Source organism: Aeromonas molluscorum (assembly GCF_051376105.1).
In the GTDB taxonomy this organism is placed as follows: domain Bacteria; phylum Pseudomonadota; class Gammaproteobacteria; order Enterobacterales; family Aeromonadaceae; genus Aeromonas; species Aeromonas molluscorum.
In genome coordinates this window covers 70001-84181 of record NZ_JBPQCY010000002.1, presented here as the reverse complement: position 1 = coordinate 84181, position 14181 = coordinate 70001, and the positions used below count along the sequence as shown (strand labels likewise).

At 60.5% G+C, this 14181-nt stretch carries 9 protein-coding genes, 1 tRNA gene and 3 rRNA genes (1 of these 13 running past the window's edge); 5 read left to right on the top strand and 8 right to left on the bottom strand.

What is annotated here, in order from left to right; all coding sequences use genetic code 11:
* Positions 1-106 precede the first annotated feature (106 nt).
* The 3 genes from rstA (at position 107) to ACSMDR_RS10980 (ending at position 2506) form a co-directional block, all read left to right on the top strand.
* On the top strand, positions 107-814 hold the full coding sequence (gene rstA, locus ACSMDR_RS10990; RefSeq protein WP_005902750.1) for a two-component system response regulator RstA: 708 nt from the start codon (positions 107-109) through the stop codon (positions 812-814).
* A gap of 117 nt (positions 815-931) precedes the next feature.
* Positions 932-2257, top strand: coding sequence for a two-component system sensor histidine kinase RstB (gene rstB / locus ACSMDR_RS10985; RefSeq protein WP_436468295.1), 1326 nt, complete (start codon positions 932-934; stop codon positions 2255-2257).
* Positions 2258-2311: 54 nt separating this feature from the next.
* Positions 2312-2506, top strand: a complete 195-nt coding sequence (locus ACSMDR_RS10980) for a hypothetical protein (RefSeq protein ID WP_436468294.1) — start codon at positions 2312-2314, stop codon at positions 2504-2506.
* Between the two features lie 83 nt (positions 2507-2589).
* On the opposite strand, the gene ACSMDR_RS10975 is transcribed toward ACSMDR_RS10980, so the two are convergent.
* The 3 genes from ACSMDR_RS10975 to rpmE all read right to left on the bottom strand — a co-directional run bounded on the left by ACSMDR_RS10975 (position 2590) and on the right by rpmE (position 5813).
* Positions 2590-3834 carry a malic enzyme-like NAD(P)-binding protein gene (locus ACSMDR_RS10975; RefSeq protein WP_436468293.1) on the bottom strand — a complete coding sequence of 415 codons (1245 nt, stop codon included), beginning with the start codon at positions 3832-3834 and terminating at the stop codon, positions 2590-2592.
* A gap of 182 nt (positions 3835-4016) precedes the next feature.
* Complete coding sequence (locus ACSMDR_RS10970; protein ID WP_436468292.1) at positions 4017-5450, bottom strand: DUF2867 domain-containing protein; 1434 nt, start codon at positions 5448-5450, stop codon at positions 4017-4019.
* Between the two features lie 147 nt (positions 5451-5597).
* A complete protein-coding gene (gene rpmE, locus ACSMDR_RS10965; protein ID WP_005902760.1) occupies positions 5598-5813 on the bottom strand; it encodes a 50S ribosomal protein L31 in 216 nt (71 codons plus the stop codon).
* Positions 5814-5960: 147 nt separating this feature from the next.
* Here rpmE and priA point away from each other — a divergent pair, with 147 nt between their 5' ends.
* Complete coding sequence (gene priA, locus ACSMDR_RS10960; protein ID WP_436468291.1) at positions 5961-8168, top strand: primosomal protein N'; 2208 nt, start codon at positions 5961-5963, stop codon at positions 8166-8168.
* A gap of 208 nt (positions 8169-8376) precedes the next feature.
* On the top strand, positions 8377-10524 hold the full coding sequence (gene ovoA, locus ACSMDR_RS10955; RefSeq protein ID WP_436468290.1) for a 5-histidylcysteine sulfoxide synthase: 2148 nt from the start codon (positions 8377-8379) through the stop codon (positions 10522-10524).
* Positions 10525-10584: 60 nt separating this feature from the next.
* Here the strand turns inward: ovoA and ACSMDR_RS10950 are convergent, their stop codons facing one another.
* From ACSMDR_RS10950 to ACSMDR_RS10930, 5 genes are all read right to left on the bottom strand, one after another.
* The gene (locus ACSMDR_RS10950; protein WP_436468289.1) at positions 10585-11565 is read right to left on the bottom strand and encodes a bile acid:sodium symporter family protein; all 981 of its coding nucleotides are present in this window, start codon (positions 11563-11565) and stop codon (positions 10585-10587) included.
* A gap of 184 nt (positions 11566-11749) precedes the next feature.
* Positions 11750-11864: ribosomal RNA gene (gene rrf / locus ACSMDR_RS10945) — 5S ribosomal RNA — on the bottom strand.
* A 26-nt stretch (positions 11865-11890) separates the two neighbouring features.
* A tRNA-Thr gene (locus ACSMDR_RS10940) sits at positions 11891-11966 on the bottom strand.
* A gap of 105 nt (positions 11967-12071) precedes the next feature.
* A 5S ribosomal RNA gene (rrf, locus tag ACSMDR_RS10935) occupies positions 12072-12186 on the bottom strand.
* A gap of 128 nt (positions 12187-12314) precedes the next feature.
* Positions 12315-14181, bottom strand: a 23S ribosomal RNA gene (locus ACSMDR_RS10930); it runs 1023 nt beyond the window's last position.

The following is a 14181-nucleotide window of genomic DNA, read 5'->3' as shown; positions in this document are numbered from 1 at the left end:
CAGGGTCTGTTTACCCCGGCTGATTAGTTATCCCACTGCACTTCCCCATCGAAATGGCTATGCTGGCGGCAGACCCCAGTATCCCTGTCGGGAAGGCCAGTTCGCCATGCCACGCATCCTGTTTGTTGAAGACGATCCCGAAATAGGCCAGCTCATCAGCAACTGGCTGGGCCGCCACGATATCGAGGTTCTGCTGGAAAGCCGGGGCGATCTGGCGCTGGCCAGAGCCCTGGCCGAGCGGCCGGATCTGGTGCTGCTCGACATCATGCTGCCGGGCCAGGACGGTCTCTCCCTGTGCCGGGACCTGCGGCCACGCTTTAGCGGTCCCATCGTCATGCTCACCTCCCTCGACAGCGACATGAACCAGATCCTCAGCCTGGAGCTGGGGGCCAACGACTACATCCTCAAGACTACGCCGCCCCCCGTGTTGCTGGCCCGCTTGCGGGTCCAGTTCCGCCAGCAAGGGCAACTGTCACCCGTGGCCGCGCCCAGCACGCCGCCCCAGCGCCTGCAATTTGGCCGCCTGCGCATCGATGGCCCGGGCCGGGATGTGCGCCTCGATGGCAGCAGCATCCCGCTCTCCACCAGCGACTTCGATCTCCTGTGGGAGCTGGCCTGTCATGCGGGCCAGATCCAGGGACGGGAGGCGCTGTTTCGCAACCTGCGCAGTCGCGACTACGATGGCCAGGACCGCAGCATGGACGTCGCCATCTCGCGCCTGCGCCGCAAGCTCGGCGATGACCCCCATAATCCGACCCGGATAAAGACGGTGCGCCAGAAGGGCTATCTGCTGGTGCCCCACGCCTGGGAATAAGCAGCCAGCGAATGATGTTGCTGCTCTCTGCCCCATTCTCCCCTGACGGGAGCAGGGTTGGCGACGAGAGGGCGAAGACGCAACGCCCGACGCAATCCAGCCAAGAAGAGGGATCCCATGCGCCGCCTGTTCATCCAGTTCTATCTGCTGCTGATCGGCTGTTTCACCCTGGCCATACTGCTGATCGGCCTGGTCTATCAGGTCAGTGCCGAACGGGCGGGTGACCGCTACCTGGAGCGGATGATGCAGGGCAGCCTCGGCCTGCTCACCGGCGAGCTGGCGCGCCTGCCACCGGCGCACTGGCCGGCGCGCATGGCGGAGCAGAGCCGTCAGCTCGCCCTGCCGCTGCAGATAGAAGCCCTCGCCAACCAGCCCCTGGCCCGGGAGGATCAGGCCTTCCTCGCAGCGGGCAACATTGTCATCGTCGAGGAGGATGACACCTTCTTGCAGCGCATCCCGGGCACCGATCAGGTGCTGATCGTCGGCCCCGTGCCCTATCTCTCCTATCTGCACGAGCTGCACTGGGTCGATGTGGGCCTGCTGCTGGCCATAGGTCTCTCCCTCGGGCTGCCCATACTGCTCTGGCTGCGCCCGCACTGGCGCGGCCTGCAACTGCTCGAACAAACGGCGCGTCGGGTCGGGGACGGGGATCTCTCCAGCCGCACCGGATTGCCTCCCGGCAGCAGTCTGGGGCAAGTCGGCCGCACCTTCGATCAGATGACGGAGCAGCTGCAGGCCATGCTGGCCAGCCGCAAACAGCTGACCGATGCCATCGCCCACGAACTGCGCACCCCGCTGGTCAGGCTGCGTTACCGGCTCGCCATGCTGGATCCACAACCGCATGAAGAAGAGCGGCAGGGGCTGGAACGCGACCTGGGGGCGCTGGATGCCCTCATCGAGGAGATGCTCACCTATGCCAGGCTCGATCGTCCCGAACTGCCCCTGCAATGCAGCGATGTCGAGCTGGGTGACTGGGCACAGAGCCGCCTCGCTGACTGGCAGGCACTCAGGCCGGAGAAGCGGCTAGAACGCCTTGTCCCCGGGGCGCGCTTGCCCTGGCGTGGTGATGTCCGGCTGCTGGACAGGGCACTGGAGAACCTCGTCGGCAACGCCCTGCGTCATGCCGGCAGTCGGGTGACTCTGCGCATGGAACTGCAACAGGCTCACTATCTGCTCACGGTGAGCGATGATGGCCCCGGCATAGATCCTGCCCTGGCACCCCAGATCTTCGAGCCTTTCGTGCGACTGGATCAGAGCCGGGATCGCCGTACCGGCGGGGCCGGACTCGGGCTTGCCATAGTGCGCCGCATCGCCCGCCACCACGGCGGCGAGGTGGCGTTGCTGCCCAGTGCCAAGGGCGCCAGCTTCTGCCTCAAACTGCCCGTACATTTGGATACAAACCGTCACCAGTCACTCACTGAAGCAGATCGGCAACAGCCGTAGGATGAAGTCATGGAGAAGAGCTCCATAGCATCAACCCGAACGAGGAACTGGAATATGAAAAAGCTGATCCCCCTGACTCTGGCCGCTGTCTTCGCCCTGACCTCCGGCTTCACCATGGCTGCCACCCCGACCAAAGCCGCCGCCCCTCACGCGACCCAAACCAAGGTGGTGAAAAAGCATCACAAGACAGCCCACACCTCCGTCGCCCCTACCAAGGCCAAGCCCGCGGCAGTGGCCCCCAAGGCCTGATAGCAACGGTTCGGCTTTACCTTAAACAAGAAGGGGCCCCATCACGGGGCCCCTTCTGTTATTTCCAACCTGGAAACCTGGACTCAATCCAGCATGTAGTCAACCGGCAGCGCGATGCGGGCCACACCGGAGGCAACGGCCGCCAGGGCCACGGCGCGGGCCACCTTGGGCAGCAGACGGGCATCCATCGGCTTGGGAATGACGTACTCCTTGCCGAAGGTCAGCGCGCTCACGCCAGCGGCGGTCAGCACCTCGGCCGGTACCGGCTCCTTGGCCAGCGCGCGAATGGCCTCCACCGCGGCAATCTTCATGGCATCGTTGATGCGGCTGGACCGCACGTCCAGCGCGCCCCGGAAGATGAAGGGGAAGCAGAGTACGTTGTTGATCTGGTTAGGATAATCCGAGCGCCCCGTCCCCATGATGATGTCATCACGCACCGAGTGGGCCAAGGACGGCTTGATCTCGGGATCCGGGTTGGAGCAGGCGAAGATCACCGGACGCGGCGCCATCAGGGCGACCGCCTCGGCGGGCAGCACGTCCGGGCCGGAGACACCGACAAACACATCAGCCCCTTCAATCACATCCATCAGGGTGCGCAGCGGGGTGTCGTTGGCGAAGCGCTGCTTGTACTGGTTCAAGTCGGTGCGACCGCTATGGATCACCCCTTGGCGATCCAGCATGAAGATGTTGTGTGGCGCAGCACCGCACTTGATCAGCAACTCCATGCAGGCGGTGGCGGCGGCTCCCGCCCCCATGCAGACAATGCGGCTCTGTTCGATGCATTTGCCCTGCACTTCCAGTGCGTTGAGCAGACCGGCGGCGGTGACGATGGCAGTGCCATGCTGGTCATCGTGGAACACCGGGATGTCGCAGCGCGCGATCAGCGCCTGCTCGATCTCGAAGCACTCGGGCGCCTTGATGTCTTCCAGGTTGATGCCACCAAAGGTATCGGCGATGGCCGCCACCGTGTCGATGAACTGCTGGCAGGTTTCGTGCTTGACCTCGATATCGATGGCATCGATCCCGGCGAAGCGCTTGAACAGCAAGGCCTTGCCCTCCATCACCGGCTTGGAGGCGAGCGGGCCCAGATTGCCCAGCCCCAGGATGGCGGTGCCGTTGGAGATGACGGCGACCAGATTTCCCTTGCCGGTATAGCGATAGGCATCGTCCGGATTCGCGGCTATCTCGCGCACCGGCTCGGCCACGCCCGGGCTGTAGGCCAGCGCCAGATCCCGCGCGGTCTCGGCCGGTTTGGTGAGAGCAATGGCAATTTTGCCAGGCACAGGTTGAGCGTGATAATCGAGCGCTTGCTGACGCAGATCGGACATGGGGACCCCGAGGCAATAGATGGATAAATAGAGAAAGAGTGACTCGCGCTGGGCGAGGGGCTCGGATCATAAAGAAAAGCCCGGGGCTTTCCCAGCAGAAAATATCGCCAACATGCTGTTAAGCCCCGACTCAACAGCAAACCATGCTAACTAAAACTACCCATTTAGTCGTAGATGTGGTTTCAGTCCATCACGGGGATACCGACCACTTCTTCTGCCTGACGTGCCAGCGCCTCCGTCATCCCCTGGAAGATGAACAGGTGGAAGGGCAGCATGGCCAGCCAGTAGGCCAGCCCCCAGGCCCCCTGAGGGTGCCAGTGCGCCGCGACCGTCAGCCGGGTCAAGCCGGAGGGTTCAGGGGTGATACTGAACTCGAGCCGCCCCACCCCGGGCGCCTTCATGTTGAACAGCAACGCCAGCCTGCTCCCCTCTTCCACGCCGATGATCTGCCAGGAGTCGAGCATGTCCCCCTTCACGAAACGGTCGGGGTTGGTGCGCCCACGGGTCAGGGCCGGGCCGCCGATGGCCGCATCCATCCACTCCCGAATGGCCCAGAGATTGTTCATGTAGAAGTAACGCTGCTCTCCTCCCAGTCCTTGCAGCACCTGCCAGAGCGCCTCAGGGGGAGCCAGAGAGAGAGCGGTGCCACTGGCTACCCTGTCATAGAAGCCGTATTCGGGATGGCGCCAGCGCAGTCCCAGAGGCGTCTCCTCCCCTTGCTGCTCGGCACCCAGCTTCTGCTCCAGCGCCAGACTCTCGGTCAGCGCCTCATCGAAGCTGAGCAGCGTCTGGGGCAGCAAGGCCCGCAGGGGGCCATCATCGGCCGGAATATCATGCTTGAGGCCACCCACCAGGGCCTTGGCCACTGGTTGCGGCACCGAGGTGGCGAACTGCAACCACCAGGCGGAGAGCCGGGGGGTCAGCAAGGGGATGGGGATGATGGGACAGCGCTTGCCGATATGAGCGGCAAACTTCTGCAACTGCTGCTGGTAGCTGAGCAGCTCCGGACCCACGGCGTTGAGCACCTCGCCATCGACCCCCTCGGCCTCCACCAGACCGCCGAGGTAGTGGAGCAGGTTGGAGAGGGCGATGGGTGGTGTGCGGGAGCGCACCCATTTGGGCGTCACCATCATCGGCAAATTGAACACCAGATCCCGCATCACTTCGAAGGCGGCGGAGCCGGGCCCTATGATGATGCCGGAACGCAGCTCCACCGTCGGCACCCCGGAGGCACGAAACAGCTCGCCACAGTGGCGGCGGGAGTTGAGGTGGCGACTGTTGCACTCTTCGGGCTGGATGGCGCCCAGATAGATGATGCGGCGCACCCCGGCGGCGCGGGCGGCGGCGGCGAAATTCTTCACCCCCTGCTGCTCCAGGCGATGGAAGTTGGCACCTGCTCCCATGGCATGCACCAGATAGAAGACGGTATCCACCCCGACCAGGGCCTCAGGCAGGCTATCGGGCTTGAGCACATCGGCAAGACGGAACTCGACTCCGGCAGGCAGGCGGCAGGGACGGCGGGCCCCGGCGATCACCCTGTACCCCGCCCCCTGCAGATAGGGCACCAAATGAGATCCGATATAACCGGCCGCTCCCATCACCAGACAACTTCTCATCCCGACACTCCTTAGATCTCAACCCGCCCCATCATGACCCTTGCCATGATCCGCACCCACCATAGGGCAATCCGGTCCAATACAGAACGCCGGGCAATAAAAAAGGCGCCCGATGGGCGCCCTTTTCAGGATTCTTCAGAAGTAAGATTACTTCTTGGCAGTCAGACCACCGAAACGCTTGTTGAACTTGTCTACGCGGCCGCCGCTAGAAACTTCTTTCTGCTTGCCGGTGTAGAACGGGTGGCAAGCGGAACATACGTCCAGGCTCAGATCTTTACCCAGGGTAGAGAAGGTATTGATGATGTTACCGCAAGAACACTTGGCGGTGATGGCGACGTACTCAGGATGGATATTAGCTTTCATGGACAACCTCAATTATCAGGCCGTGTCGCCATCCGATCTTCTGTCGGACACCACACGATTGTTGAACACAGTTTCAAAGGCTGCGAATAATATAGGAAATGCCTGATAGCAGGCAAGTGGCTTCGCAGAAAAAATAGGCAACCTTTGGTGGATTCATCGCAAACGCTTGATCTGGTTCGTGTCGCAGTGCCGGTTCCTCTTCGCCGTCATTTCGATTATCTCTCTCCCCTGCCCCTGCCAGCGCCCGGCTGCCGGGTCGAGATTCCCTTCGGTCCACAGACCCTGGTCGGGCTGGTGGTCGGCCATCCGACCGACAGCCAGGTACCCCGCGCCAAACTCAAGCCCATTAAACGGGTGCTCGACGGCGAGCCGGTGTTGGGGCCGGACATACTGGCGCTGATGGCTTGGAGCGCCAGCTACTACCAACATCCGCTGGGAGAGGTGCTGCCCCATGCTCTGCCGGTGTTGGTGCGCAAGGGGGAACCCGCCGCCTATCGGGAGCTGGAGTTCTGGTTTGCCACGCCAGCTGGGATGGATATGGACCTCAACGAGCTAAAGCGGGCCGCCAAGCAGCAACAGGCCCTCGCGCTGCTGCGCAAGGGGCCGCAGACCCCCTCCGCCCTCAGGCTTGACGAGATCCAGAGCGCGGCCCTCACCGCCCTGGAGAAAAAGGGGCTGCTGGAAAAACGCAGCCTGGAGCCGAGCCACAAGGCGGACTGGGCGACGCATTTTGACGCGGGGGAAGGGCTGCGCCTCAACGGCGAGCAGGCGCTGGCGGTATCTACCGTCACCAGTCAGAGCGACCAGTTCGGTGCCTTCCTGCTCGATGGCATCACCGGCTCAGGCAAGACCGAGGTGTACCTGAGCATTCTCGAGCCCCTGCTCCGTGCGGGCAAGCAGGCATTGGTGATGGTGCCGGAGATTGGCCTGACTCCCCAGACCATCAATCGCTTCCGCCGCCGCTTCAAGGTACCGGTAGTGGCGATGAACTCCGCCATGAACGATCGGGAGCGGCTCGATGCCTGGCTCGCCTGCCGCGACGGCGGCGCCGCCATCCTGATCGGCACCCGCTCCGCCGTCTTCACCCCGTTCAAGAACCTCGGCATCATCATCATTGACGAGGAGCACGACGGCTCCTTCAAGCAGCAGGACGGTTTTCGCTATCACGCCCGGGATCTGGCGGTGATGCGGGCCCATCGCGCGGGCATTCCCATCCTGCTCGGCTCGGCCACCCCGTCGCTTGAGACACTGCACAATGCCAGAACCGGCAAGTATCACCACCTCAGCCTGACACGCCGCGCCGGCAACGCCCAGACCGCCCGCCAGGTGATCCTGGACATCAAGAGCGTGCGGCTGCAGGCCGGGCTCTCTCCCCAGCTGGAGCAACTGATGGCGGAACACCTGGTGGCGGGCAATCAGGTGATGCTGTTTCTCAACCGCCGTGGCTATGCTCCGTCTCTTATCTGCCACCAGTGCGGCTGGAGCGCCGCCTGCGAGCGCTGCGACGCCTGGTACACCTGGCATCAGGCCGGGCGGCGCCTGCACTGCCACCACTGCGACAGCGTGCGCCCGCTACCTCACAGCTGCCCCGAGTGCGGCAGCAACGAGCTGATTGGCTCAGGAGTCGGTACCGAGCAGCTGGAGCAGCTGCTCACCACCGTATTCCCCCAATACCCCGTAGTGCGCATCGACAGAGACAACACCCGCCGCAAAGGCGAGCTGGAGGCCCACCTCGGCGACATCAAGGCGGGCAAGTACAAGATATTGATCGGCACCCAGATGCTGGCCAAGGGCCACCACTTCCCGGATGTCACTCTGGTAGGTCTGCTGGATGTGGATGGCGCCCTGTTTTCCGCCGATTTTCGCGCCGCCGAGAAGCTGGCCCAGCTCTACACCCAAGTCGCGGGCCGGGCCGGGCGCGCCAGCAAACCCGGACTAGTGGTGCTGCAGAGCCATCACCCCGAGCACGCTTTGCTGCAGGATCTGACCCAGAACGGTTACGGCCACTTCGCCGACACCGCGCTGAAAGAGCGTCGCCTGCTGGGGTTGCCACCGTTCAGCTTTCAAGGACTGTTCCGGGCCGAGGCAAATGGCCGGGACGAGGTGCAGCTGTTTCTCGGTCGTCTGGCCGATACCCTGCGCAGCGCCCGCTATCCCCATGTGCAGGTGCTGGGCCCCATCAGCGGCTTCATGGAACGCAAGGCGGGCAAATTCCGCATGCAGCTGCTGGTGCAGGGCCCGAACCGGGCTCCCCTGGCACAACTGCTGGGTTGGGCGGTGAAGGAGCTGGATGGCTGGACCGAAACCAAGAAGGTGCGCTGGAGCCTGGACATCGATCCCACCGAACTCAATTGAGCTAAGTTAAGCGGGCCCAAGGGGTTAAGGGCCGCTGGGACCAGCCCCAATCCCATATTACCAAGCAGCAAGCCCGCCTCGTCATTGGCTATGCTCAAGGACCAAATGCACGTTTTTCGCCGTGAGTCGGGTCTATTGACCCATAACTGACATCTGATGCGTATATAGCTCTCTTTCGATAACCAGAATCCAGACAAGGAGTCAGAGCGTGATCCCAGCCACTCTTAGCGTGACCACCACGGAGCTGCCCGAGCCGACCCGCACCTTGTTGCTGACCGGTCAGGATCCGGAGGTCAAACGCCGTGAAATTCTCACTTATTTTTGTCAGACCTTCGATCTCTATGACAGCCTGTTCGATTGCCTGGCCGACCCCCGAGCCTGGTTCAGCAAGGCCATCTCCCTGCGCCATCCGCTGATCTTCTATTACGGCCACACGGCCGCCTTCTTCATCAACAAGCTGCTGGCCGCCCGCCTCATCGAGGGGCGTATCGACGCCGACATAGAGGCCATGGTCGCCATAGGCGTAGACGAGATGAGCTGGGATGACCTGGACGAAAACCATTATGACTGGCCACGGGCGGAGGAGCTACGCAACTACCGTGGCAAGGTGCGGGCCCGGGTCATCGACTTCATCAATCAGATGCCCATCACTCTGCCCATCGACTGGCACAGTCCGGCCTGGGTGATCCTCATGGGCATAGAGCATGAGCGCATCCACCTCGAAACCTCGAGCGTATTGATCCGCCAGCTGCCACTGAATTGGGTGCGCAGCCAGCCCTATTGGCCCTCTTGCCCACAGGCGCGTCACCGCCTGAGTGAGGTACCAGACAATAGCTTGCTGCCGGTAGCCGGGGGCCAGATAACGCTAGGCAAACGCGATGCGACTTATGGCTGGGACAACGAATATGGCTCTCGCAATCTCGACATCGAAGCCTTCCAGGCCAGCCGCCTGCTGGTCAGCAATGGTGAGTATCTTGCCTTCGTGCAGGATGGCGGTTATCAGACGCAGGCATGGTGGGATCAAGAGGGTTGGGGCTGGCGTCAATACGCCGGGGCCCAGATGCCCAGCTTCTGGCTCGGCGAACCAGCAGACCCCGACAGGCTGCGGCTACGACTGATGACTGAAGAAGTTGCCATGCCGTGGGACTGGCCGGTAGAGGTCAACCAGCTGGAGGCTGCCGCCTTCTGTCGCTGGAAATCAGCCCAGACAGGAGTGCCCATCCAGCTCCCGAGCGAGGCGCAGTGGGCGTGGTTACGCGAGCAGTTGGCTGGCGATCAACCCGACTGGCATCAGGCTCCTGGCAATATCAATCTGGCCGGTTTTGCCTCCCCATGTCCGGTAGATATGTTCCCTCAGGGGGAGTTCTGCGATCTGGTCGGCAACGTCTGGCAGTGGACAGGCACCGCCATCGACGGCTTCGAGGGGTTCCAGGTCCATCCTCTCTACGATGATTTCTCCACCCCCACCTTCGACGGCAAGCACACGCTCATCAAGGGGGGGAGCTGGATCTCCACCGGCAACGAGGCGCTCAAATCGGCCCGTTACGCCTTTCGCCGTCACTTCTTCCAGCATGCGGGTTTCCGCTATCTGGTCTCCCGCTATCAGGAACCCGTCATAGTGAACCCTTACGAAACCGACACCCTAGTAGCTCAATATCTGGACTTCCAGTACGGTCCCAGCCACTTTGGTGTGGCCAACTACGCCAAGACCCTGGCCGATATCGCCAGCGAACTGTGTAGCAACCACCAGAGGGCGCTCGACATAGGGTGCGCCACCGGCCGTGCCAGCTTCGAGCTTGCTCGCCATTTCCAGCATGTGGACGGGGTCGATTACTCGGCCCGCTTCATCGATGTAGCCCTCTCCCTGGCAAAACAGGAGAGCTTTCGCTATGCCATGCCTCTGGAAGGGGATCTGGTGCAATATTGTGAAGCCCGCCTCACCGAGCACGATCTCGGCCCAGCCCAGGCTCGGCGTATCCACTTCAGTCAGGGAGATGCCTGCAACCTCAAGCCAAAGTATGACCATTACGATCTGGTGCTCGCCTCCAACCTCATCGATCGACTGCGCGAACCAGCCCGCTTCCTGCGTGACATCTCCCCCAGATTGCGTTCGGGCGGACTGCTGATGCTCACCAGCCCCTACACCTGGCTGGAGGAATATACCCCCAAGGCAAACTGGCTAGGCGGCATACGCGAGAACGGTGAGGCACTCAGCACTCACCAGGCGCTGCAGCGCCTGATGGCGGCAGAATTTGAAGAACTGTGCGAGCCCCGTGACATTCCCTTTGTGATTCGCGAGACGGCCCGCAAACATCAGCACACCCTTGCCCAGCTCACCATATGGCGCAAGCGCTGATCCCCCTTCGCTCACATCCGGATAACAAAAAGCCCCGCTCGAGCGGGGCTTGCTTTCTAGTCACTCGCGGCCATCGGCCAGTGCGGCATGAGCACCACTACCCTCTCGGTAGCGACGCGCCAGCACAGCGCACACCATCAACTGGATCTGGTGGAAGATCATCAGTGGCAACACCATGACTCCGACACTGGCGGCTGGGAACAGCACATTGGCCATGGGCACACCGTTTGCCAGACTCTTTTTGGAACCACAAAAGACGATGGTGATCTCATCAGCTCGGCAAAAACCAAGCCGACGACTGATCCAGACGTTCCAAGCCAGTATCAGGGCCAGCAAGAGGCAGCTCAACAGCACTATGCTGCCCAAGTCATACCAACCTACCTGATGCCAGATACCCTGCACCACAGCCTCGCTGAAGGCCGTATAGACCACCAGGAGGATGGAACTTTGATCCAGCTTGCCGATCAGTGGTCGGTGGGAGTCGATCCAAGAAGCGATCAGTGGTCGAGAGAGATGACCTACCACGAACGGTAACATCAACTGCGCCATGATGGTCTGGATGGAGTGCCATGTGTCCACCTCCGCGCCTTGCACATCGATCATCAGGCCCACCAAAATTGGGGAGAGGAAGATGCCAAGTATGCTGGACACCGAGGCACTGCACACAGCGGCCGAGACATTGCCTCCCGCCATCGAGGTGAAAGCAATCGCCGATTGCACCGTTGCAGGCAGCGCACAGAGATAAAGAAAACCGAGGTAGATGGCCGGGCTCAGCCACTGGGGAACCAGGGGGGTGAGCAACAACCCCAGTAGCGGAAACAGCAGGAAGGTACTGGCCATCACCACCAGATGCAACCGCCAGTGACCCAGGCCGGCGATGAGGTTCTGGCGTGACAACTTGGCACCATGCATAAAAAACAACAACGCCACCGCCAGCTTGGTGAGGGTGGCAAACCAGAGGGCAAGCTGACCTTCACAGGGGAAGAAAGAAGCCAGACTCACCACCAGGATGAGCAGACAGGTAAAGGGATCCAGACGCACAGACAACCTCCATCAGAGTCACCTCATCCGAAATGAGGTCAGAGAACCGGGGCTCAACGCCTCGGTGACAGGGGGATCAGCTTAACCGGATGGAGGGGGATGAGAAAGAGACGAAACAAGGTGAGGCGATTCACGCGCAGAAAGCAAAAAGGCCTCCCGCATGGGAGGCCTCTTCTAAATAGGTGCCTGACAGTGTCCTACTCTCGCATGGCGAATGCCACACTACCATCGGCGCTACCGCGTTTCACTTCTGAGTTCGGCATGGGATCAGGTGGTTCCACGGCGCTATTGCCGTCAGGCAAAAGCTGTATCACTAACTTAAAACTGGTGCTGATACCCAGAGTCGAACTGGGGACCTCATCCTTACCAAGGATGCGCTCTACCAACTGAGCCATATCAGCACACTAACCGGTAAAGAACACACTGTGTGCGTTATCTCAATCTTTTGTCCGCAACAACCTGACGTTGTTTCGCGACCAATCACATCGCTGTGACTGTAATTAGGAGCCTGGCAGTGTCCTACTCTCGCATGGCGAATGCCACACTACCATCGGCGCTACCGCGTTTCACTTCTGAGTTCGGCATGGGATCAGGTGGGTCCACGGCGCTATGGCCGCCAGGCAAAAACTTCAATCTCGGAAAGCTGACGTGAGTAACGACTTAGTGGCTGTTGCCATCGCTATCACTGAATTAGGTAGTAGTTCTTGGTTCACTTGCTACAAGCACCAGAAACACTTCTTGGGTGTTGTATGGTTAAGCCTCACGGGTAATTAGTATGGGTTAGCTCAACACGTCGCCGCGCTTACACACCCCACCTATCAACGTTGTGGTCTCCAACGGCCCTTTAGGACCCTCAAGGGGTCAGGGATGACTCATCTCAGGGCTCGCTTCCCGCTTAGATGCTTTCAGCGGTTATCGATTCCGAACTTAGCTACCGGGCAGTGCCACTGGCGTGACAACCCGAACACCAGAGGTTCGTTCACTCCGGTCCTCTCGTACTAGGAGCAACTCCCTTCAATCATCCAACGCCCACGGCAGATAGGGACCGAACTGTCTCACGACGTTCTGAACCCAGCTCGCGTACCACTTTAAATGGCGAACAGCCATACCCTTGGGACCGACTTCAGCCCCAGGATGTGATGAGCCGACATCGAGGTGCCAAACACCGCCGTCGATATGAACTCTTGGGCGGTATCAGCCTGTTATCCCCGGAGTACCTTTTATCCGTTGAGCGATGGCCCTTCCATTCAGAACCACCGGATCACTATGACCTACTTTCGTACCTGCTCGACCTGTCCGTCTCGCAGTTAAGCTGGCTTATGCCATTGCACTAACCTCCTGATGTCCGACCAGGATTAGCCAACCTTCGTGCTCCTCCGTTACTCTTTGGGAGGAGACCGCCCCAGTCAAACTACCCACCAGGCACTGTCCGCGAGCCCGATTCAGGGCCCTGCGTTAGAACATCAAACATACAAGGGTGGTATTTCAAGGACGGCTCCACGACAACTGGCGTCATCGCTTCAAAGCCTCCCACCTATCCTACACATGTAGGTTCAATGTTCAGTGCCAAGCTGTAGTAAAGGTTCACGGGGTCTTTCCGTCTAGCCGCGGGTACACCGCATCTTCACGGCGAATTCGATTTCACTGAGTCTCGGGTGGAGACAGCATGGCCATGGTTACACCATTCGTGCAGGTCGGAACTTACCCGACAAGGAATTTCGCTACCTTAGGACCGTTATAGTTACGGCCGCCGTTTACCGGGGCTTCGATCAAGAGCTTCGCTTGCGCTAACCCCATCAATTAACCTTCCGGCACCGGGCAGGTGTCACACCCTATACGTCCACTTTCGTGTTTGCAGAGTGCTGTGTTTTTGATAAACAGTCCCAGCCATCTGGTCACTGCGACTCCCAACTGCTCCATCCGCAAGGGATTTCACTGTCAAGAGCGAACCTTCTCCCGAAGTTACGGTTCTATTTTGCCTAGTTCCTTCACCCGAGTTCTCTCAAGCGCCTTGGTATTCTCTACCCGACCACCTGTGTCGGTTTGGGGTACGATGACTTGTAATCTGAAGCTTAGAGGCTTTTCCTGGAAGCATGGCATCAATGGCTTCACCACCGTAGTGGCTTCGTCTCGTGTCTCAGTGTTGTGTCTCCGGATTTGCCTAGAAACACCACCTACGCACTTTCACCAGGACAACCGTCGCCTGGCCCACCTAGCCTTCTCCGTCCCCCCATCGCAATTACAAGTCGTGCAGGAATATTAACCTGCTTCCCATCGATTACGCCTTTCGGCCTCACCTTAGGGGTCGACTCACCCTGCCCCGATTAACGTTGGACAGGAACCCTTGGTCTTCCGGCGAGGAGGCTTTTCACCCCCTTTATCGTTACTTACGTCAGCATTCGCACTTCTGATATCTCCAGCATACCTCTCGATACACCTTCGCAGACTTACAGAACGCTCCCCTACCACTCACACATAAGTGTGAATCCGCGGCTTCGGTGCCTGGTTTGAGCCCCGTTACATCTTCCGCGCAGGCCGACTCGACTAGTGAGCTATTACGCTTTCTTTAAATGATGGCTGCTTCTAAGCCAACATCCTAGCTGTCTGAGCCTTCCC